General features: G+C 36.7%; 18 protein-coding genes and 3 pseudogenes. 2 read left to right on the top strand and 19 right to left on the bottom strand.

Going from position 1 to position 21,533, the window contains the following annotated elements; genetic code table 11:
- Window positions 1–105: 105 nt before the first annotated feature.
- The 9 genes from msrA to IGJ87_RS01390 all read right to left on the bottom strand — a co-directional run bounded on the left by msrA (window position 106) and on the right by IGJ87_RS01390 (window position 9,444).
- On the bottom strand, window positions 106–939 hold the full coding sequence (gene msrA / locus IGJ87_RS01430; RefSeq protein WP_104770920.1) for a peptide-methionine (S)-S-oxide reductase MsrA: 834 nt from the start codon (window positions 937–939) through the stop codon (window positions 106–108).
- 233 nt (window positions 940–1,172) lie between these two features.
- Complete coding sequence (gene truA, locus IGJ87_RS01425; RefSeq protein WP_002300898.1) at window positions 1,173–1,916, bottom strand: tRNA pseudouridine(38-40) synthase TruA; 744 nt, start codon at window positions 1,914–1,916, stop codon at window positions 1,173–1,175.
- A gap of 190 nt (window positions 1,917–2,106) precedes the next feature.
- The gene (locus IGJ87_RS01420; RefSeq protein ID WP_002294730.1) at window positions 2,107–2,742 is read right to left on the bottom strand and encodes a DUF998 domain-containing protein; all 636 of its coding nucleotides are present in this window, start codon (window positions 2,740–2,742) and stop codon (window positions 2,107–2,109) included.
- Between the two features lie 146 nt (window positions 2,743–2,888).
- Window positions 2,889–4,109, bottom strand: a complete 1,221-nt coding sequence (gene sstT, locus IGJ87_RS01415) for a serine/threonine transporter SstT (protein ID WP_002304113.1) — start codon at window positions 4,107–4,109, stop codon at window positions 2,889–2,891.
- Window positions 4,110–4,288: 179 nt separating this feature from the next.
- Complete coding sequence (locus tag IGJ87_RS01410) at window positions 4,289–5,461, bottom strand: IS256-like element IS1542 family transposase (RefSeq protein WP_104807992.1); 1,173 nt, start codon at window positions 5,459–5,461, stop codon at window positions 4,289–4,291.
- 321 nt (window positions 5,462–5,782) lie between these two features.
- On the bottom strand, window positions 5,783–6,460 hold the full coding sequence (locus IGJ87_RS01405) for a DUF4767 domain-containing protein (RefSeq protein WP_025477866.1): 678 nt from the start codon (window positions 6,458–6,460) through the stop codon (window positions 5,783–5,785).
- A 250-nt stretch (window positions 6,461–6,710) separates the two neighbouring features.
- Window positions 6,711–7,253 (bottom strand): ferritin-like domain-containing protein, encoded by a 543-nt coding sequence (locus IGJ87_RS01400; RefSeq protein ID WP_002312676.1) that lies wholly within the window; start codon window positions 7,251–7,253, stop codon window positions 6,711–6,713.
- A 4-nt stretch (window positions 7,254–7,257) separates the two neighbouring features.
- Window positions 7,258–7,485: a heavy-metal-associated domain-containing protein gene (locus IGJ87_RS01395; RefSeq protein WP_002300905.1), complete on the bottom strand. Its 228-nt coding sequence runs from the start codon at window positions 7,483–7,485 to the stop codon at window positions 7,258–7,260.
- 78 nt (window positions 7,486–7,563) lie between these two features.
- Window positions 7,564–9,444, bottom strand: coding sequence for a heavy metal translocating P-type ATPase (locus tag IGJ87_RS01390; RefSeq protein WP_002300907.1), 1,881 nt, complete (start codon window positions 9,442–9,444; stop codon window positions 7,564–7,566).
- A gap of 300 nt (window positions 9,445–9,744) precedes the next feature.
- Between IGJ87_RS01390 and IGJ87_RS01385 the strand changes: the two genes are divergently transcribed.
- Window positions 9,745–10,065 (top strand): PRD domain-containing protein, encoded by a 321-nt coding sequence (locus IGJ87_RS01385; RefSeq protein ID WP_002330723.1) that lies wholly within the window; start codon window positions 9,745–9,747, stop codon window positions 10,063–10,065.
- A gap of 195 nt (window positions 10,066–10,260) precedes the next feature.
- On the opposite strand, the gene IGJ87_RS01380 is transcribed toward IGJ87_RS01385, so the two are convergent.
- The 10 genes and pseudogenes from IGJ87_RS01380 to IGJ87_RS01335 all read right to left on the bottom strand — a co-directional run bounded on the left by IGJ87_RS01380 (window position 10,261) and on the right by IGJ87_RS01335 (window position 20,309).
- Window positions 10,261–11,856 carry a glycoside hydrolase family 13 protein gene (locus IGJ87_RS01380; protein ID WP_072538373.1) on the bottom strand — a complete coding sequence of 532 codons (1,596 nt, stop codon included), beginning with the start codon at window positions 11,854–11,856 and terminating at the stop codon, window positions 10,261–10,263.
- Window positions 11,846–13,033 (bottom strand): annotated as a pseudogene (locus IGJ87_RS01375) (glucose PTS transporter subunit IIA); the annotation flags it as partial. The gene IGJ87_RS01380 and the pseudogene IGJ87_RS01375, both read right to left, overlap by 11 nt.
- Window positions 13,034–13,163: 130 nt before the next feature.
- Window positions 13,164–14,326, bottom strand: a protein-coding gene (locus tag IGJ87_RS01370; RefSeq protein ID WP_430609692.1) for an IS3 family transposase whose coding sequence is annotated in 2 segments (ribosomal slippage) — window positions 13,164–14,050 and window positions 14,050–14,326 — 1,164 coding nt in all. Because the reading frame shifts where the segments join, the coding sequence is not laid out codon by codon here.
- Between the two features lie 40 nt (window positions 14,327–14,366).
- Entirely contained in the window at window positions 14,367–14,942 is a 576-nt protein-coding gene (locus IGJ87_RS01365) for a hypothetical protein (RefSeq protein ID WP_038811217.1), read from the bottom strand.
- Window positions 14,943–15,513: 571 nt separating this feature from the next.
- A pseudogene (locus tag IGJ87_RS01360) lies at window positions 15,514–15,744 on the bottom strand (glutamate decarboxylase); the annotation flags it as partial.
- A complete protein-coding gene (locus IGJ87_RS01355; protein ID WP_371400149.1) occupies window positions 15,699–16,169 on the bottom strand; it encodes a Mu transposase domain-containing protein in 471 nt (156 codons plus the stop codon). The pseudogene IGJ87_RS01360 and the gene IGJ87_RS01355, both read right to left, overlap by 46 nt.
- A gap of 90 nt (window positions 16,170–16,259) precedes the next feature.
- The gene (locus tag IGJ87_RS01350) at window positions 16,260–16,679 is read right to left on the bottom strand and encodes a hypothetical protein (RefSeq protein ID WP_104771058.1); all 420 of its coding nucleotides are present in this window, start codon (window positions 16,677–16,679) and stop codon (window positions 16,260–16,262) included.
- 775 nt (window positions 16,680–17,454) lie between these two features.
- Window positions 17,455–17,997 (bottom strand): IbrB-like domain-containing protein, encoded by a 543-nt coding sequence (locus IGJ87_RS01345; RefSeq protein ID WP_002328695.1) that lies wholly within the window; start codon window positions 17,995–17,997, stop codon window positions 17,455–17,457.
- A 287-nt stretch (window positions 17,998–18,284) separates the two neighbouring features.
- A pseudogene (locus IGJ87_RS01340) lies at window positions 18,285–19,242 on the bottom strand (IS30-like element IS6770 family transposase).
- 212 nt (window positions 19,243–19,454) lie between these two features.
- The gene (locus IGJ87_RS01335) at window positions 19,455–20,309 is read right to left on the bottom strand and encodes a hypothetical protein (RefSeq protein WP_104771057.1); all 855 of its coding nucleotides are present in this window, start codon (window positions 20,307–20,309) and stop codon (window positions 19,455–19,457) included.
- A 181-nt stretch (window positions 20,310–20,490) separates the two neighbouring features.
- Here IGJ87_RS01335 and IGJ87_RS01330 point away from each other — a divergent pair, with 181 nt between their 5' ends.
- Window positions 20,491–21,399: an IS982-like element ISEfm1 family transposase gene (locus IGJ87_RS01330; RefSeq protein ID WP_430609689.1), complete on the top strand. Its 909-nt coding sequence runs from the start codon at window positions 20,491–20,493 to the stop codon at window positions 21,397–21,399.
- The last annotated feature ends 134 nt before the right edge of the window (window positions 21,400–21,533 follow it).

The following is a 21,533-nucleotide window of genomic DNA, read 5'->3' as shown; positions in this document are numbered from 1 at the left end:
AACGTGCACTATCTGCAATATACAATTTTTCTCCTCCTCATCAAATCTTTTTAAAACGCTTTCTTGTTTTCTATTTTTAGTTTACTACATTTTAAAGAAAAGGAGTTAATCAAAATGATTTTTTCGTATATTTTTTTGCCATTTGTTTTTTACTCGTTGATAGATCAGAAATTGATTACGTGCTTGCTGGATTTTTTTATAGCGTTTCGGTTGTTTTTTGTAAAATTGCTGATGATAGTTTTCTGCTGGCCAAAACGTACCGGCTGGTTCGATTTTTGTGACGATTGGTTGGTGGAAAGTTCCTGAACTGTCTAGTTTCTGTTTTGATTGTTCCGCTAATTCTTTTTGTCGTTCGTCTTGATAAAAAATCACTGGACGATATTGCTTCCCTCTATCTTGAAATTGTCCAAATGTATCTGTGGGATCAGTAATTTGCCAATAGATTGTCAGCAACTCGCTATAACTTATTTCTCTTGTGTCATAAATGATCTCCACAGCTTCCACATGACCTGTGTAACCACCACTTACTTGATCATAATTCGGTTTTTCAACATGTCCGCCCGTGTATCCTGACAAAACAGATAGGATCCCTTTTTTCGATTCAAACGGCTCGACCATACACCAGAAACATCCCCCTGCAAATACTGCACGTTCTTGATAGTCAGCATCTTGCATGGCATGCTTGGAAAAGTCATATTTTTGCTCCTTATCAAATCCTTCCGTAATCAATAAATAAAAGTCCATTACATCAGGCGTCAGATTCATTCGGATAGCTAATGGACGTAGTGTTACTTCTAGTTTTGATAACTGTTCTTTAACGGATATATTTTCTCTTGTGTCATTCTTTGTCTGAATAAATACTTTTCGTTCCCAATCTCGTGTATTCGGATTCAAAATCAGATTATAAAGTGTTTGAATGAATATTTGTTCCTCATCCATAGATTCTCCTCCTTTCCGAAGAAGACAAGCTAGTGACTTTAGCTGTAATTTATCATAAAGTGAGGAAATAATCGATTGAATCGTATTTATTCAAAGAAGATAAGCAGCTTCAGATGATATAAGATGATCTTTATCTTAAAAAGCATACTCTATGGTTTGGTTTAACTAAAAAACGACCTCTGAAAAAAGGGATGTTCTCCAATTCTCAGAAGTCGAGTAAAGATGATTCTTTTTTATGAGCGATAATAAACTTCATCCAAAAACAGACCTTGTGCAGGGACGGTTTCTCCTGCATGTTGCCGCACTTTGCTTTCAAATATTTCATCGATTGTTTCTATCGGCATGGCACCTGTGCCGATTTCTAGTAATGTCCCCATGATAATCCGCACCATTTTATATAAGAATCCGTCTCCGACAAAAGTAAAATGAAGCATTTCTCCCTTTCGTTCGATAGATAATTCATCAATCGTACGCACTGTGGATTTTTTTGATTTTTTCAATGCAGAAAAACCAATGAAATCATGTGTACCCACTAATTTTTCGCAAGCTGCATTCAGCTTGTCCATATCCAACTCTTGAGGGAAATAAAAGCTGTGGTTTCGCTCAAATGCTGAAGGAATCACGTTGTTCCAAACATAATAGCTGTATTTTTTGCCCACCGCATTATATCTTGAATGGAAGCGCTCAGGCATTTCTTCGATTCTTTTGATGACAATATCCCGCGGAAGGTAACGATTCATAAAGTCGATCATTTCTGCCAGTCCAATTTCTGTGTTTGTTTTAAAATTTGCTACTTGTCCTCGCGCATGGGTGCCAGCATCTGTTCTTCCTGATCCAATAATTTCTATCTCTTCATTTGTCATCTGATGCAATACTTTTTCGATTTTTCCTTGAATGGTTTTATCGTCATCTCCAAGTCTTTGCCATCCTGAATATCTTTTTCCGTCATATTCGATTGTCAACTTGATGTTTCTCATATTTTAGTGGCTCCTCTGTCTTCCATTTGGTCTTCTCTCTACCTTTTTAAGATTGTAGCACAAAATATAGCTCCTTGCTTCTCTAAGACAGAAGCTATACAAGAAAACTGTGGAAATATATATTTCAGAAAAACAAAAAACAGCCACCGGATGAAGTATCCGCTGACTGTTCAATTTGACGGCTCAAGTTTTACTGTTTGAGATGCAAGATACTCAACCAGGCAATGGGCACATAATTAAAGAAAAAACTGATTCTTTGGCAAAAACCTATTTTATTCAGTAATGGCCAAGAATTTATAGAAGGAATTCTTGCCAGTCCATAAATCGCCGCAAAAAGCAAACTGATCACAGACAGTCCAAGGTATAAGTGGCTTACGTCCATTTGCCCATTTTTTCGATAGATCAAGAAAAGAAGAACTGGAAACAATAAAAAACCACTGTAACCTAAACCTGATCCGATATTATGGACCCATGTCGAAACATTCCACGAAGATTCATGGGTATTGATACTGAACAAACCTGTAAAGATACAATCACCTATACCATAGAACGCGATGGCTGCTGTAACTAGGGTAGCTAACACACGAGATGTACTTACAAATGCAGCATACAATGCAGGCAATGACAGGATGAAAAAGATCCCTGAAACCACAGACCAAATAAGAAACGCTTTTCTTACAGGACTGGAAACCTCTCCAAATACACTGATCACGCTCTTCATTTGATCTAATTCAGGATAATACAATCCTAATACGTACGGAGTCAAAAAATCACTCAGCACGCCTAATAATAAAAAGAAAAAACCAAATTTACGTAAAAAATCCATGATACGCCTCCAATAACAATTACCTATGCTTTTAATTGTTATTATAAACGACTTTATCTTGATTTAACAGAAACCTCTATTTACACGAACATCTATATAACTCATTAAAAACTCGAATCATTTTAAAAATACTAAATATCTAACGTTCAACGTTCACTTAATCCATCTAAACAATCTTTCAATTTGATTTTTTCCCCACTTCTTTTACGCGCGCCTAGCTCTCCTATTGCAGTAAACAACAGATCACTTGACGAATTTAAGGCAGTTTCCATTGAATCCTGGATAACACCGATAATAAATCCAATACCAACGATTTGCATCGCGACATCATTAGAGATACCAAACAAACTACATGCTAATGGAATCAATAACAGTGAACCGCCCGCAACACCTGAAGCTCCACAAGCAGCTAAAGCAGACAAAATACATAAAAGGACTTTCAAAACAAATGGTGCTTCAATCCCTAAAGAATGTACAGCAGTCAACGTCATCAAGGAAATGGTAATCGCGGCACCGCCCATATTGATCGTAGCACCTAACGGGATCGATATGGAATAAGACTCTTTTGTCAATTTCAATCTTTCAGCCAACATCATGTTTATCGGGATATTTGCGGCAGAACTTCGGGTAAAGAAAGCGGGAAGTGCGCTTTCTTTCAAACAAAAGAAAATCAATGGATAGGGATTTTCTTTAATAAACAAAAACGTGAGGAATGGGTACACAACTAATGCGACAAACAGCATCGTACCGATCAAAACAAGTAAAAGCTGCAGATACTCTGCCAATCCAGCGATTCCAGTCGTAGCAATTGATTGATAAACCAATCCTAAAATCCCTATCGGAGCAAATGCAATAATCACTTGTACGACTTGTGACAACGCTATAGATATCTGATCCACCAACTCTTTTGTCGATTCTGAACGTGCTCGAAAAGCTAGTCCCAACAATACAGCCCAGAATAAAACGCCAAGGTAATTCGCATCAATAAGAGATTGAACAGGATTTTGTGTGACATTCGTCAACATAGTAGATAAAACACTTTCCAAACTTTGCGGTGCTTTTTCAGATACTGTTTCTTGTAAAGTAATAGGAACAGTAAAAATTGAACTTACAATGACTGCTACAAGTGCAGAAAGCAATGTTCCCACTAAATATAAGATCAAAATAGGCTTCACGAATGTCTTATTCCCAATTTTATGCTTGGCAATTGACGCCATCGTCAAGAAAAAAACCAGAATAGGTGCGATTGCCTTCAAGCAACTGACAAACAACGTCCCCAATATTGAAATAAATGTCCACGTGGGGAAAAAGATACCAAACAATATTCCGACTAAAATACCAACAACAATACGTTGAACTAACGACATATCCAAAAACTTCTCTAACAAATGACCACCCTTTCACAATTTTAACAATCATTGTATCATTTTATCTAAAGAAACTAAAGGTGCAATTTTATAAAAATTCTAATAATACAATTGGCAATTCATGCTCTAGTCAAGTCCATAATCCTGTGTAAAATACTATACAATGTTTTACCGGTCTCTCATTGATCAAACTTAATATATTTTCTTGTAGAACTGAGCCATTCGTCATGAAGGTCCATAAGGACAGCTCCAATTAATCGATTGGCAGACGTTCGGTTGGGAAAAATCCGAATAATCTTTTCTCTTCTGCGGACTTCCTGGTTCAGTCGTTCAAGAAGGTTGGTGCTTTTTAGCCGATTATGACTATTTCCGATAACCGTGTATTGAAAGGCATCTTCGAAGCCATTATCCAATATTTCGCAGGCTTTTGTATATTTAGGCTGGTCGATATATTCACCGACTAAGGCATTCTTAGCTGTTCGAGCGAGTTCAATATCCGTAAACTTAAAGATCGCTTTTACTGCTTCTCTAAACGGTTTTGAATTCTTTTTTGGAATGGAACTGAAGATGTTTCTTAAAAAATGGACCTGGCATCTCTGCCAACTTGCGTTGGTAAATGACTTACGAATCGCAGACACTAGGCCTTTATGGGCATCAGAAATGATGAGTTCTGTCCCCTTTAGGCCGCGTTCTTTTAAGTATTCAAAGAAGATGGACCATGTGTCATCACTTTCTTCATTTTGAATCATGAAGCCAATGATTTCACGGTCGCCACCTTCTGTTATCCCGATCGCAATATGGCAGCTTTTAGAAAGCACTCGATGGTCCTCACGGACTTTTATGTAGAGAACATCAGTCATCAGATAAGGATAATTCGTACCTGAGAGTGAACGGTTCTGCCATTCGTTGACCATCGGGTCTAACTGCTCAGTCAGGCTAGAAACAAAAGATTTCGATACAGATTTTCCACATAGCTCTTCAACAATCTTTGAAACTTTACGTGTCGAAACGCCCGAAACATACATCTCAAGCATTGAAGCGAGCAGTGCCTTTTCATTTCGCTGATAACGCTCAAACACCGTCGGTGAAAATTCACCATCACGTGTTCTAGGCACTTTTAATTCGAGTGTACCCACACGAGTCGTAAAGTCTCGCTCATAATAGCCATTTCTTTGACTCTGACGACTTTCTGAACGTTCATAGTCATCGGCTTGAATATATTCTGTTCGTTGATTTTCCATCAATTGGTTGAAAACAGTGGTTAAAATATTTTTAGAAATATCATCTTTTACCGAATGTTCAATAATACTTTGAACCTCTTCGTTGTTCAGTGTAAAATGTACTTGGGTCATGTAACGTCCTCCTGGGTATGTTTTTGTGGTTAAAAACATTGTACCGTAAAAGGGCTGTTACATGGCCTTTTATCTTTTACACAATTATATGGACTTTATCCATGCTCTTGCAACATTCAATTTTAGTATTGGAGGGTTTATTCAATCTCTAAAGAAGTCGAGAGAAAACTATTTATCGTTATTATTATAGTTATCCAAGTAAAACGTAACTAAGATGAAGGACGAAACTAGAAATTTCATCCTTCATCTTAATTCTTAGACATAGCAATCAATTAATATTTTCCACTGAGTCTCTTCTTTCTCTCACTCTCACTGGTTTACTTACCCATAAACGATTTGATTAAAGCCATTTTTCAATTCATTATTCGCTGTCTCGTTAAAGTAAAGATAATTATCGGGATTCCCCTGATTTTGTTGTGTCACCAATACTTTTGGCTGATTTTGCTGAAACCCGAATAGATAGACGTGCTTTTTCAGATATGGTTCTGTCTCTGCATCGGAATAGACGGCTGTGATTTGATAGTCTGCTTGACCTGTCCCACTTTCTGACCATTCTGCAGAAACAGGCACTCCACCAATAGCCATCTTCCACTCCCCGTTCAAAATAACTTGAGGGACTTTAAGACCATATAAGTCCACACTCATTTGATTCGTATAGCTTTTGTATTGTTGTCCCATTGTTTGGCCCCATGTAGCCATAAATGCCTCTAATTGTGCGGATTTGTCTGCATTCCACAGTGTTTGTTCGACTTGTTCGCTGCTTTCTGAAGATGAAGCCTCTACAGAAGAACTTGAAGTAGATGTTTGAGTTGTTTCAGTCGTTTTGGAAGACTCTGACGAAGTAGAGGTATCTGCTGTTTCCGTACTTGCTGCAGTTGGCTTGCTCTCTGTGCTAGTTGTTGTAGTAGTTGCAATTGTTGCTTTCGCTGTTTCTTTTGTTGATTCTTTTTTCGATTCATTCCCGTTGGTACAACCAGCTAACAAAAAAGCTAGACCAATTGTTACTAAAATCCTTTTTTTAAATTAAAAAACTCCTTTCGATTACTCCCACTTCTTTATTCTATCAAATAAGCAATGTGATTTTATTGATTTTTTGTATTTTCTCATCCATCTTTTAAACCTTTTAAAAACTAAGAAGCACCCGCTGATGTTGTCTGTAATACATCAGCGGGTGCTTCTTTTATTTTAATCTTCGTGATTTTCCAATTTACCTCACGCTTTATATTTGTATTTGAAGAAACATAGACTTTTAGTCATCATCGTCTTCCTCATCCAAATCTTGTCGGACAGTTTTTCCTTGGAGTCTTTGTACTTGGTAGATGATTTCTTTATTGAAACTTAAAAGTTCAACAAGCAATTGTTGCAAGCCATATTTTTCTTCTTTTTCAGCTAATTTGATTGCCCGTGTGATAAAGACATTTTGGAAATCAAAATCTTTTGCAAAGTTTTCCAACATTGTTGAGGCTGGTAAATATTTGTTTTGACCATGTTCGTAAATTTTTCCATAACGCATGACTTCTTCTAAAGTAGACGGAACGATTTCATTTTCAATCACTAACTCATGAGAGATTTTATTGAACCATCTCGCTTCTTGATCAGCATATTCTGAAAAAAGGGTACTTAATTCTTGCGAAGATGTACCCAAAACATACAATTGTGCTTGGATCAATTTCATTTCTTCTAATTTAAAATTTGCCAATACATGCCCCACCATGGCGCCAGCAGTTGGTTTATGATGATCGATATCTGCTTGTTTTGTTTCTTGAGCAAATTTTTCTTCCACTATATTCACTGATTTACGCCTCTTTTACTTTTGTTGATTGGACTTCATAACCTAATTTTTCCACAACTGCAGCTAATTGTTCAGGGTGGACTTCATCTGGATCAAAGTTTGCTTTGATTTTGCTCGCATTAAACAAAACTTTCGTATTGCTTACCCCAGGCTGTTGAGAAACCGCATGTTCTATTTTTTGCATACAGCTTGGACAAGCTAGTGTATCTAATTGCATAATCATTTTTTTCATCGTAGTTCTTCCTTCCTTTTTCTTGATAGTCTTATTCTAGATTACAGCTTCCATAAAAAAATTGATTCTTATCAAGTTTTACGATTTTTCTTCTTTGCTTTCGTGTCCAAAATACAATAAACGCATCGCGTTAAAGATAACGATCAAGATACTAGCTTCGTGAACGAACATCCCACTAGCCATGTAAATAAACCCGGCAAATAAGCCGATGAGTAAAAATAAGACGACACCAATGGCAATCACTACATTTTCACGGGTATTCAAAACAGTTTTCTTAGCCAAACGGTAAGCATGAACCAACGATCCAAAACTAGATTGCATCAAGACAACGTCACTCGTTTCGATAGCGACATCCGTTCCTGATCCCATAGCAATCCCGATATCAGCCGCAGCCAAAGAGGGAGAATCATTGATTCCATCTCCAATGAAAGCAACGTGCAATCCTTGTTCTTGGTATTTTTTCACAAATTGAACCTTTTCATCTGGCAATAATTCAGCATGGACTTCATCAATGCCTAACATATCAGCTACATAATCAGCAGTCATCTGATTATCACCTGTCAGCATCACTAAATGTTTTGCTCCTGCTTGTTTCAACATAGCTAATTGTTCAGCGACTTCTGGTCGAATCACATCTGACACACCAATGATTTGAGTGATTTTTTTGTCGATTGCTACAATAATGACTGAGCTGCCTCTTTGTTGTAATTGATGTAAATCTTGTACTTGCTTTGGTGTGAGAGAAAGTTTGTGAGCGGCAATCAATTTGGTGTTGCCCGCACAAACTGTATGACCATCAATCTCAGCTGTGATTCCTTGTCCCTTGATCGTCTGATTATCTTTGACTGCTAATTGTTGAAAATCAATGTCTTTCTCCTGAGCATAATGGATCACGGCGCGCCCCAGAGGATGATCGGATAACGTTTCTAATCGAGCCACTAAAGCTAAGCTGTCCCCTTCATCCTCTGTATAGTTCTTGATAGTGGATACAGCAGTAGTTCCTTTGGTCAATGTACCGGTTTTATCAAAGACAAAAGTATCGATTTTGGAAAAAGTATCCATTGCTTCACCGCCTTTGACTAAGATGCCCCGTTTCGCTCCATTACCGATTCCTGCTACATTCGAAACAGGCGCACCAATGACTAAAGCGCCAGGACAACCAAGAACCAAAACAGTGATGGCTAAACGAAAATCACGACTGATCAGACCAACAAGCAACGCAATAAGTAAAACGGTTGGAGTATAATACTGAGAAAATTGATCAATGAATTTTTCCGCATGTGATTTGGTATCTTGTGCTTCTTCGACTAATTCTATAATTTTGGCAAAGGTCGTATCATCTCCGACCTTAGTTGCTTCGATCGTCACGTAGCCATCTGCTAAAATCGTTCCAGAAAATACGTTATCTCCACTGATTTTGACGACTTGTCGTGATTCACCCGTCACTGCGGCTTCATCCGCATACCCTTTCCCGTCAATGACTCGTCCGTCCACAGGAATAGCTCCACCAGTTTTTACTAAGACGATATCGCCTTCTTCCACGTCATCGATTTCCACTTCTTCGGTCGTTCCATCTTCTTGGACAACGCTGGCAGTCGATGGGGCCATCTCGGTCAAAGCCTTGATTGATTCCCGCGTTTTGGTCAATGTTTTTTGTTCCAGATAACTACCAAACAAAAACAAGAATGTAACGATAGCTGACTCCTTGTATTCTCCGATCATAAAGGCACCAAGCACAGCAATAGTAACGAGTAAATCAATTGAGATAACTTTGACTTTTACTGCCTGATACGCATGGATTATAATAGGTATGACCGCAATAATAGAAGCTATGGCTAGAGCAATGTTATAGAACAAGACAAATCCAGTAAATTTCCCGATAAAACCAAAAATAATCAACACAGCTGATAAGGCGGTGATATGATTTCGATGCTCTTGGATCCACTTTTGTAATTTCATCTTTCTCCCTCTTTTCCTTTTCATTCTTACGAGACTAAGTATAGATACTTATCCATCATAAAAAATTGACCACTATCAAGTTTATTCAAAAAGGCGGTTTTCTTTTGGTATACTGAATTCCTACAGTCATTAAACGATCATATAGAAAAAGGAAGCGCCGAAACGCTTCCTTAGGTAGTTCTATTTTTTTATTCAAAGATAAGATGCTTTGTCATCTTACGACTGAAGAACAACAATCAAAAAAGGGCAGCAGCCACTCATTCACAAGAAATATCGTTTTTTGATATGGGAATTGAAGCAGTGGACAAATATCTCTACTTATTAGCTGGGAATAAGATCCAAAAAAGCTTAATGGATTTTATCCAAGAATTGGAATGTACTTTCCACAAAAAATTCACTCATTCCATTCTTTTAAAACTTTTGATTCATACAGCGTGTCTAATTGAGCGTACATTGATAAACGGTCATGAACTTAAAATTATATCAGAAGATGACACAAGACCTTCTCATGAAACAATTTTTCATGTAAAAAAGGCCTTCAAAAATATTGAAACAGAATTTGGGATCACTGTTTCTTATGATGAATGTTTCTTTATCTATGATATTATCGCATCTAAATAATCTTTTTTTATGTAAACAAGTATTTTTTTAACTTATTGTTTAAGAGTGATAATATTCCATCCTAACAATTAAAGGGAGACAATTAAAAGTTTGTCCCCCTTTTTGCTGACTAAATTGTTTTCTATAAACAAATCGAATAACTGTTTCATTGAACTATCTACCTCATAACAAAGATTCATCTATAGAAAAAAACACTTAATAGATCAGCGCGCTAAAAGCTTCATATGGGAGTAAATTGTTAGTAATTTTCTTTTTGTAATTTTGGATCAAGACTTGTTTGACACGATACTTACCGATTGGAAAAGTAGTCTTTTGATCAGAAAAATTAACTACAACTAGTATTTTTTGGCTTTTTAAACTGCGTAGATATGCTAAAACATTCGGTTCCTCTGTCTCAATGACTTGATATTTTCCATAGACAATCACAGGTAATTCTTTGCGCAATTCGATCAGTTTTTGATACGTATAAAACAAGGAATTTTGAGCAGCTAATGCTGCTTCTACATTGATCTCTTCTGTATTCCCCACTGGCAACCAAGGAGTGCCTTCCGTAAAGCCACCATTTTTGTGATTGTTCCATTGCATCGGATGGCGAGCATTATCTCGCCCCTTCGAGTTGATTGATTGGATCAACTCTTCCTTCGAATAGCCTTTTTTTATACGTTCTGCATACATTCTTTGGCTTTCAATATCATCTACCTCATCAATACTCTTTACTGGATAATTGATCATGCCGATCTCTTCTCCTTGATAGATATAAGGAGTACCTTGCATAAAATGGAGGTATATCGCTAGCATTTTTCCACTGATTGTTCGATATTCTTGATCGTCCCCCCAGCGAGAAATGATTCGTGGGAGATCATGATTATTCCAAAATAAAGAATTCCAACCACAACCACCTAATTCAATCTGCCATTTAGAAAAAGTCCGATGTAATTCCTGTGGATCTAAATCCTTTAGATCCCATTTTCGCTTGCCATTCTGTTTGTCTAGATTAATATGCTCGAATTGAAAGACCATTGATAATTCTTTGCGTTCTTCTTTTGAATACAGCTGCGCAATCTTGGGCGTTGCCCCCCAAGTCTCTCCCACTGTCACTACATCATAATGACCAAATGTTTTTTGGTACATTTCTTGCAATAAATCATGTAAAAGAGGACCATTTTTAGTAATAGATTGTTCCGGCTGTTTTCCAATCAGATCAATGACATCTAATCGAAATCCGCCAATCCCTTTCTCAAGCCAAAAATTCATCATGTCATAGATTGCTTGTCTCATCTTTGGATTTTGCCAATTCAAATCCGGCTGCTTTTTCGAATGCAAGTGCAGATAATATTGATTCACTTCGGGCACATAGGTCCATGCTGAACCGCCAAAGTTCGACTCTAATCCATTCGGTTCTTTACGCCAAACATAATAGTCGTGATAGGGACTGGTAACACTTTTTTTTGCCGATTGAAACCATGGATGTCTGTCTGACGTATGATTGATAACAAGATCCATGATGACTCTTATTCCCCTTTGTCGTGCTTCTTTTATCAGTAAATCCATATCTGCCATCGTTCCATATTCTGCGCCTATTTTTCTGTAGTCACTGATATCATAGCCATTATCCTCATTAGGTGATTCATAAACCGGGCTTAACCATATCGCATTGATTCCCAGTTTTTCTAGATAATCTAACCTTAAAAGAATACCAGGAATATCTCCAATGCCATCTCCATTTGTATCTTGAAAACTTCGAGGATAGATTTGATAGATTACTGCACTTTTCCACCATTTATTTTTCATCTGTTTCACTCACTATCAGAATATCTTCACCACTTTTGACCGTGTTTTTTTCAAGAATTTTTACATTAGCATATGCAGAGGAATTAGTGACAATTTCCATAATTGTATCGTCGTACCCTTCTTCTTTAAGCAATTTACGATCAAATGTACCGAGAATATCCCCTTTTTTCACTAATTCACCATATTGTCGCTGTGTCGTGAATCCGGCCCCTTTTAGATTCACTGTATCGATACCGATATGGATCAGTACTTCCGCTCCTTTCTCTGTTTTCAAGCCATATGCATGTTTAGATTCGTGGACAACTGTCAATATACCATCTGCTGGAGCATGGACTACCCCGTCATCTGGTTTGACTGCTATACCTCTTCCCATCATTTCAGTGGAAAAAACTGGATCTTTTACCTTCGTTAAAGGGAGAATCTTCCCGCTGACTGATGCAGCTAAAACTTCATCTTGCGGTTTCCTAGTCGTTTTAGGAGATGAACTGATTGACTCAGCTGCTTCTGTTCCTTTTGATTCACCATCTGCTAGCAGTTCCATATGTTTTTTTCCATAGAAGTAAGTGCTTAAAAAACCGATCACTATACTGATAACAATTCCGATCATGAATGAAGGAATCGAACGAGGTGCAATGGAAATAAAGCCAATGACGCTTGCCGGTCCCATCGCAACTGCTAATACGTGGAACAAGCCGATAAAGAATGAAGCAATTCCTGCAGCAATCATTCCACAAATAAACGGAAATTTCAGTTTCAAATTCACACCGAATATCGCTGGCTCAGTAATCCCCAACATAGCGGAAACACCTGCAGTGGTAGCTAGACTCTTTTGCTTTTTATTTTTTGTCAGCAGCATAATCGCCAAAGCAGCCGCTCCTTGCGCTACATTTGCCATTGAGGCAACTGGAAAGATAAAAGAGCCACCCGTTCTGGCAACATCTGCTAGTAAAGTAGTCTCGATTGCTGGAAAGCTTTGATGTAATCCGGTAATGACTATCGGCGAATAGAAGAGACCAAAGACACCTAAGCCGAAAGCTCCAGTAGTACTGTATAACCAGCTTAATCCATCAGCTAAGCCGTCTCCGACAGTACGCATCACCGGCCCTACTACTGTAAAAGTTAAAAAACCAGTAATAATAATAGCTAGCATTGGAGTAAATGTGTAGTCGAAAGCATTAGTGGAATGGCAACAGTTTTTTTGACAAATTTTATAAGGTGCAGAACTTCTTTCCGTATACTATTCCGATTGTCCTTGACAATGAGCCTCCTCGGATGTGACGATCTTCGGCAGGAGCTAACAGTTAAAGTTAGACTGCCTCGCTAGCGTTAGCACATCCGAGCTCATTATCAAGGATTCGCTGCGCCAATCTCTGGTTACGGTAACCAACCGGTGTCTCGTAGCCAAGTGTACCGTGCAACCGAAGGTGGTTCCACCAATTGACATAGTCAAATAACTCCAAATCCAATTGTTGTAAGGTTTCAAATGTGTATTGATAGACAAATTCTACTTTCAACGACTTATAAGTTGATTCAGCTACGGCATTATCAAAAGGACAGCCTTTATGACTCAATGATCGATTGATGTCAAAAGTTGTTAATAATTCATCAATAACTTGGTTATCAAACTCTTTTCCACGATCAGTATGAAAAATCTCAACCTCTGTCAGAGGTTGTTTGATACGGCTAAATGCTTTTTTTACTAGAACGGCATCTTTATGTTCTCCACAAGAATAGCCGAGAATTTCTCGATTGAACAGATCCAAAATGAAACAGACATAATTCCATTTTTTCCCGACTCGTACATAAGTCAAGTCTGTTACGATCGCTTCTAATGGGTTGTCTCTTAAGAATTTACGATTCAATACGTTTGTCGTTTTGGCTTCATTGCAAGTAGAATGATGTACTTTAAAATAAGCAACAGTATAGCTCGATTTTAATCCTCTATTTTTCATGATTCTACTAATTTTTCGTCGGCTGATCTGAATGCCTCGTTTTGATAAGGCTTTTTTTATTTTTCTTGAGCCATAGGCCTTTCGGCTGCGGATAAATTCTTCAGCGACTACTTCTTCAAGTTCTGATTCGTCTTTCTTTGGTTTTGATTGATAATAATAGAACTGACGTGATAGACCTAATATTCTGCACATCGCTGATATAGGGTAAAGATGCTTATTCGCATCGATTACTTGTCTCTTCGTCCGAATATCAGCGCTGCTTGCTTTAAAATATCATTTTCCATTTCTAATTGCTGGTTTCTTTTACGTAGTTCTAACAATTCTTTTTGTTCAGGCGTAAGATTATCTTTTTCTTTGAATGAACCACTCGTTTTAGATTGCTTTACCCATTTGTCAAATGCTGAAGCCGTTAGTTCATATTCTCGAATGATTTCTACACGTGGCTTTCCAGCTAAGTAAAGATTGACGATTTGTTGCTTGAATTCTTGTGAAAAAGTTCTTCGTGTTCTCTTAGACATAAAAATTCCTCCTGGTATGTTTTCTTCTAGTCTACACACCTTAATTTTTCTGTCTAGTTAATTGTAGCCTATCCAGTATGGCATTAGCGGACACCACAATTCTATCCTTAGTAGTGGTCATCCCTTTCGAACTCATGCTGACTCTGTAGGTTTCCCCTTCGCCTTCTAGAGTAAGTACATTTATTTTGCCACCTACATCTATCTCTTCACTTTTGACTCCCACATTGTTATCAACCTCAAAAGCTCCAAAGGTTGTCGCATAATTAGATACCTCTTTTTGGGCAACAGTTGTGCCTTCTTTGACACCTTCATTGGTAGCATTCTCATCTTCTATAGACTCATTTTGACCTTCTGGGAGAGTTTTATCTATTAACTCTTCTTGAGTAGTTGATTCTGATATAGCATTTTCTCCTGTGTCAGGCAAAGGTACCTGTTCAAAAGAACTATCCAATAACTCATCTGAGCTCTTTGTCTCCAGTTCTTGGGAGATGCATTCGCTAGGAGTTGTGCTTGCAAAAGACTCTGCTAAAACAAATGGAGCAGTGTTACTTAAAACTACACCAGCAACCATCAGCCAAATTATTGATTTGTAATATCGATAGCTTTTCTTCTTCATTCTAGTTCTCCCTCTCTTTTGTACTGTTCTTTATGATAGCTATGCTAATAAAAAAATGTATTGGTATCCAAAGTACACATTAAAAGATCCAATGCTTTATTGTTGCTATAGCAAACTTAAATCGTCAAAATTTGTGTGCTTTGCTAAATGGATTTGAACTTTCTCAAATCCATTAACACCGACAGCTGCCAAGTCGTACATCTTCTATCCTATAAATTAGTTTGTCCCCCCTTAACATAGTTCATAATTTCTCTTATTTCCAAGCTGAATTTATTATAATTACTTTTTCAGAATAAGTCGTATTCTGTTTTTGAGAAAAAAGACAAAAAAAAGAGACGAACGAAAGGGATACCCACGCCTCTTAAACAAAATTTGTAATCCTACTATGTATTTGTATTCTTTTCACTTTTGGATATTTTAAAGTAAAAGATACTCTTTGTGAGATGGGTAGTTCACAGGATTCATATAGAGATTTGTTGAGAATTCACTAAAATAAAAAACGGACTATTCGTTTAAAGTCAAGTGCAAATTTTCTGATAGAGTGCGATAAAACATAGAACTTATTCGGATTAGACCAATCCCTATATTCTTTCATCTTATAGCAAACCACTGATAATTCGGAGTCATCGATAATGATTTCAAATAGACCGGTCTTTTCAATTTCTTTGACTAATTAAACCGCGACATCTTGCATCCTTAAGTGAATATTGCGGTAATCTTCAAAAATATAGTACACAAAGTTGTAGTATTGACCAATTAGTTGTGCTGCACCGTGGGAGAAGTTGATAGCCATAGTTGGCAGGCATTGTCTAATCTTTGGTTGGAATAGCTGCCTGCTAATTTTAATAGCGGGTGGACCCTTTGGTAGTATTGTTCTTCCGATCCTTGTTGAAACATTTTTCCAACGACAATGACGGCATTTGGTCCCTTGCGGAGGGCCCATTGCATGTAACGAGAGCTATTCCATTTTCCATATGTCGCAGATCGTTCTGGCAAGTGACGTTCTTCTGTCGTGTAATAACCAGACAGTTTATGTTTGGTGGAATATTGGCAGAGAAAGAGTTTCCCGTCAAAGACTTCTAGATAGTCGGCATAAATTTTCAATATCACTTTCTCTCCAATAAATTTGTAAGGAACCGAATAGTAATGCTTCTGAAAGCTAATGTGGCTATTCGTATGAACTATCGCTGTTTGATAAGTGCAGTATTCATTGGGATAATCGGGCAAGAGTTGAAGGACTGGTTTTTCAATTTCTTGAGAGAGCGACAAATGAGAACCGGCCTTTTTTTGGAACGGCGTGGCATTGAATCGATGGATTTACTCCCTTAATTGTTGGTAGTATTCATCCAAACTAAAAAACGTACAATTACGCATCCTGGCGACCACACGAGCGGTCAATTGTTTCACTGTATTTTCAACAAAGTCTTTATTCTTAGGCTTTTTTACACGAGCTAGCAGAATAACAGTATGGTAATGATTTGCCATGTCTCCATGGCTTTGATTTAAAATCAAGGTCGAACAAGTATGCGTGGTGACACCCGTTCGCAAATTGTCTGAAACAATAAGTAGCAGTACGCCTTCTAAAAATTCAAATAAGCGAATATGTGCGTAAATCCAATTGCCTTGTTTTATATCCGTGCAGCCAAAGGCAAAGGTATAACCGCTAAGCGGTAACACGGCGACAGAAAAAAGATAGCTAGAGAGAACTTCATCCGTGTCAGGATCTACCCAAGTCAATTTCTATCCTCCCTATTCAACTTCGACTTTTTCTCCTCCATTGTGAGTCAAAATGTGCGAGAAGGGTTGTTTGAGGGATACTCGTTAAAGTATTTTTTGAATTGAGTTAATTGATAATAGAGCAGGTTGGTTTGAAGGTATTGATCTACATATTCTTCCCACAATAACTGCATAGTCACACCTGGTTTCGCTAATTCTCTTGTGAGTTGTTTATAATTAGGCATAGTGAAATGCGTTTGACAATGTTTTTTTCTTTTAGCTGTTTAAATAATTCATCAACTTTTTGATAATCCCACTGTTTTAGTTCATGGTAATTAAGTTGCTGGACAGAGACTGTTTTGATAACTTTGCTGACAGTGTTACGATTAGCAGCGGGTGTTTAACTGATAGACCGTTAGCTTATAGATAATTCATGAAGTCGGACAATTTCTAAACAATTGGGCATAGCTGCCACCTCACGTAATTTTGTACAAAAATTTTTGTGCACCTTTAGTTATACAGGAGAATGGTTAAATAGAAACACGAAAAAACGATCCCTTCTTCTATAGAGGAATCGTTTATAACCAGCTCTGCTTTGAGAAATTTAGGTAGCTCACTTTTCTCCGACGAAGTGGCTCTCGAACTACGCCGTATGCATGAGCTACTCTTTAAATAAATTTCCTATGATGACAATTTTTCAGCTCTGCTCTTATACACACTGATTAGTAGTATAGCTTATCCAACTTCTTTAATTAAAGCTCCTTTAAAATCGACAAAAAGAAAAGTAAACTCATATTTACTTTTTAATACTATTATTGTTTTTGTAGTAACACTCCTCAAATGTTTCCCATGATTTACTAAAAGTATGATTACTGAAAGCACCTTTTAATCCAGACACTTGCTTAAAGCGAAAAACTTCTTCAATGTCCATGCCTAATTCTTTGGATATTCTCTTGTCTGACCATCCTTTTTTTACTAAGCTTTGGATGACAATTTCCATTCCTCTTATTTCATGGGTCCCTCTTGCACGATTGTGTCGAATTGTTGAAGCCATACGTTCTTCTATGGGTTTATCAATAACTGTTACCGGTACAACTTTTAAGTTGAGTCTTTCCTTAGCAACACGATACCTATGAAGCACATCAACCAAGATATACTTCTCTTCTTTTTCCTTGTAATAACAAACTAATGGTTGAGTAAAGCCATCTTCAATGATAGAAAGCTCCAATAAGTTCATTTCCGGAGACGCTACTCGATTGGGATTATAATCGTTCGCCTGTATTTTGGTAATTGGAACAAGCCGAACGTCCATCACAGGGAAAGTTATGTCTTTATTCATACGCTTGTATACCCTACTTTCTTAAAAAGTAATACTTTTTCAAAAATAGGGTATACTCAAGAATCCGATTAATTATCTTCTCAATTTGGATAATATATCTCATCAGTCTTCTTGTCACTTTATCAACATGATTTTGCTGCAAAATGGGATACCGACAGTACTGGACTGGTAATCAGGATAAAAGCAAAAATAATTAATTTGTATCCTAAAAAATCCATAAAAATTCTCTCACATTTTCGGGTATTAATTCGAGAATCACACCTATAAATTTATTACTATATGATTTGTCAAATTAAGCTAGAATAAAATGCTTCTTGTACATAGCTCAAAAATATTTCGATTGGTGTTCTGTAATTCAATGATTTTCTTGGAATATGATTACGTTGATTGCTGACACTGGAAATAAATGTCTGATTCACTTTTCTAAAATCCATTGATTTCGGCAGTCCATTACGACGCAGAATCCCGTTAGAATTCTCGTTTAATGGGCGTTGAGAAGGTGTTCCAGGGTCCGCAAAATATATCAATATCATGTTGGTTACTAATGGCTTTCCAGTTAGAAAATTCTTTTCCACAGTCAAACGTAATAGATTTAAAGAAGTTTTTAGGGAAGCGAGAAAACCATTGATTAAGGGCAGTTTCAATATCTAATGCCTTACGGCCGTTGGGTTTAATCGTGATAATGACTTTAGATAATCTTTCAACTAAAGTAATGACAGCACTTTTATGATGAATGCCAACGATCGTATCACCTTCAAGGTGACCAAACTCAGAATTGAAATCAGGATAATTATCAGGTCGATCATGGATTGAGCGCTGATACTGTTGTTTTCCCCGTTTTTCCTGATGGCCATTGGGTTTTCTTTTACCTTTCATCGGTAGTGTGTCAATATCAAATATTCCTTTAGAAAATAAACGATAAAGTGTTCTCATACCGCATGAAACAGGCCTTTCTTTTCGCCCGATAATGACGTCAGGCGTCCAACCAAGAGTGACTTTCTCTTTAATGTAATCTACTTCATGAGCAGGTAATTGAATGACTTCTCTACCACATTTTTTCTTATTTTCTTTATACTGGTGCCAATAATCAAGAGCAGTCTTGCCTTGCTTGAACTTATTGACTACATTATAAATAGTTTGTATAGCACGTCCCATTCGGTTAGCGATTTCAACCGGCTTATTATGTTGAAGATAATATGATTCTATCATTGTCAGTTCGTCTATGGTAAGATGTTTGTAGGTCATTTATGGTTACACTCCTTTGTTTTCTTTCGTCGGAAATACAATTTGAGTGTACCATAAATGCCTTTTTATTTTTCTAACTTAATTTTACAATTCGCGTAACTAAAACTTAATTCAAGATTCTGAAATAAAATTAAAGAATACCCACCATAAATTCAAGAACCTTACCCCTTATATAATTTTAGAAAGTGGTATCTACTCAAAATAATCGAATTTTATATTAGCGCTTGTAATTCTAAATACTTATTATATATAGATAAAATCTGCTTCAACGCTGAGATTTCTTCACTAGTTAAATATCTATCATCATAATACGTATCACCATTAATCCTAATCAAAGTTTGAGAAGAATTAGCCATGTCATTATACATATCCACTGTATATTCATTCAGTGGCGCATTGTACCACTCCCAAGTCGAATCAGAAGAATTATCTCTCTCCCAATCATTATATGATGGATTGATCGAATACTTATTATTATCTGTTTTAATTTCAATGTCCTTTGCAAATAACCAATCATCTGAAATATATGAAAATCTAACAAACCCATAAATATTAACTTGGGTCCACGCAACATCAAAGTCAGACATATCTGCTTCATATAAACCGCTAATACCCAAGTAAGGATTAATTTGATAACTTTGAGCAGTATCTGGTACGAATGTATTATGAGCAAAAATAATATCATTCATTTCATCTTCAGTTAAATCAAGTTCATGCAATTCATTCTTAATTTCATCAGCTAAAGTACCTTTTTTTAAGTTTTCTTCTTCAATATCAGAGGAAGACTTTATATACTCTTGTGATAACTCAGCAGCTTCGGAAGATTCAGATGTGTTACTAATTGTTGTAGAATTATTTGCTGATGAAGTATTGCTTTCTTTGGGAATAATCATGCTAATAATCGTGACAATTATAATAGCACCTGAAAATAGCGCAAAATTATATACAATTATTTTTTTCTGTCTTGTAGTATCATTTCTGCGTATTCTTTTAAACAATAAAATAGTTAAATTGATAATCAATGCAAAAAAAGCAAATACTGTGAATAAAGCTAAAAACATTTCCATTTCATTTACCTCTTTTTCGTTTAATTATACTAAAGTTCTATCCAAGCGACAAGCTGTGTATAATAAAAATACCCGTGGTGCTAGTTAATTTTTTCCTAGAGGAAAATGTCTAAACATGTTGGTAAATCAACAAAAAAACGCATATAGTAGTCTCAAAACTCCCAAGAAATGAGGACTACATATGCGTTCATCAAAATATACTGAACATTATACAGATACTTTTATAACATTCAAGGAAATTATGAGAACTGTTTCTAACATATACCACAATTGTGTACCAGATAAGATTAAAAACCGAAGAAATACTGATAAACTGAAGCAACGCGATACAGTGATTATTGCTTGTGTTATATGGGGCATAATTAATGGCTATACTAGCCAAAGAGCCACGTATAGAGCGGTTTGTTCCGTCTTATTTCCTAATGGTGACTTTCCTAGTAGGAGTCGATTCACTCGCTTAAGTTCAAACTTAGCTTACACTATCAAGATTATTCGATACTTTTTCATCAAGAAGCTCACCAAAGGTGAACTAGTCGAAATTATAGATAGTTTTCCTAGTCCATTATGTAAACCAGTTAGAAATAGACAAGCAAAACTATTGAATCAAATAGCCAAAGTTGGCTATAACTCAACAAAAAAATCTTATTTTTATGGTCTTAAAATTCATATGATCGTTACTAAGACTGGCTTTCCGATTACTTACTCAATCACGAATCCAGGTGTCCATGACGTGAAAGTGTTAGAGACTTTATCGGAAGAAGCGAATCTTCCCAATATCCTAGGGGACAAAGGATATATTAGCCATAAAATCCATGAAAAGCTTGCCCTTAAGGGCATTACTATATCCGTTCCGCCACGTAAAAACATGGATAAATCAGAAAAACTAGACCACAGCTTACTTGGAAAACAAAGAAAAACAGTTGAGACTGTTTTTTCTTCCTTAGAAAAATTAGGTTGTCAAAATTTCAACTCACGTTCTGTTAAAGGGCTAGAGAGTAGATTTGAAAGCATATTACTGGCTTACAGTGTTCTATTAAGTCGAGCACAACGACGTTTTGAAGGAACTTTGAGATATTCTTTAGGATATTAAAATTAACTAGCACCACGGGTAATAAAAATATTTATCTGTATCTTTCTTTGAATTTAGAATTCGATATTCACCTACTTTCGAGAGTGTAAAATATTTTGTGTAAATAGAAAAAAGGAAGTCCCTTCTGTAGAATA

The sequence above is a fragment of the Enterococcus sp. DIV1411a genome (genome assembly GCF_050531945.1).
In the GTDB taxonomy this organism is placed as follows: domain Bacteria; phylum Bacillota; class Bacilli; order Lactobacillales; family Enterococcaceae; genus Enterococcus_B; species Enterococcus_B faecium.
This window is presented reverse-complemented; position numbering and strand designations above follow the sequence as displayed.

Excerpts from the sequence above, each read along its gene's own strand:
- IGJ87_RS01420 (WP_002294730.1), bottom strand. The coding sequence starts at position 2,742 with ATGGATTTTTTACGTAAATTTGGTTTTTTCTTTTTATTATTAGGCGTG.
- IGJ87_RS01335 (WP_104771057.1), bottom strand. The coding sequence starts at position 20,309 with ATGGAAATGTTTTTAGCTTTATTCACAGTATTTGCTTTTTTTGCATTG.
- IGJ87_RS01345 (WP_002328695.1), bottom strand. The coding sequence starts at position 17,997 with ATGAATAAAGACATAACTTTCCCTGTGATGGACGTTCGGCTTGTTCCA.
- IGJ87_RS01390 (WP_002300907.1), bottom strand. The coding sequence starts at position 9,444 with ATGAAATTACAAAAGTGGATCCAAGAGCATCGAAATCATATCACCGCC.
- IGJ87_RS01395 (WP_002300905.1), bottom strand. The coding sequence starts at position 7,485 with ATGAAAAAAATGATTATGCAATTAGATACACTAGCTTGTCCAAGCTGT.
- IGJ87_RS01380 (WP_072538373.1), bottom strand. The coding sequence starts at position 11,856 with ATGAAAAATAAATGGTGGAAAAGTGCAGTAATCTATCAAATCTATCCT.
- IGJ87_RS01330 (WP_430609689.1), top strand. The coding sequence starts at position 20,491 with ATGCGTTCATCAAAATATACTGAACATTATACAGATACTTTTATAACA.
- truA (WP_002300898.1), bottom strand. The coding sequence starts at position 1,916 with ATGAGAAACATCAAGTTGACAATCGAATATGACGGAAAAAGATATTCA.
- IGJ87_RS01410 (WP_104807992.1), bottom strand. The coding sequence starts at position 5,461 with ATGACCCAAGTACATTTTACACTGAACAACGAAGAGGTTCAAAGTATT.
- sstT (WP_002304113.1), bottom strand. The coding sequence starts at position 4,109 with ATGTCGTTAGTTCAACGTATTGTTGTTGGTATTTTAGTCGGAATATTG.
- msrA (WP_104770920.1), bottom strand. The coding sequence starts at position 939 with ATGGATGAGGAACAAATATTCATTCAAACACTTTATAATCTGATTTTG.
- IGJ87_RS01365 (WP_038811217.1), bottom strand. The coding sequence starts at position 14,942 with ATGAAGAAGAAAAGCTATCGATATTACAAATCAATAATTTGGCTGATG.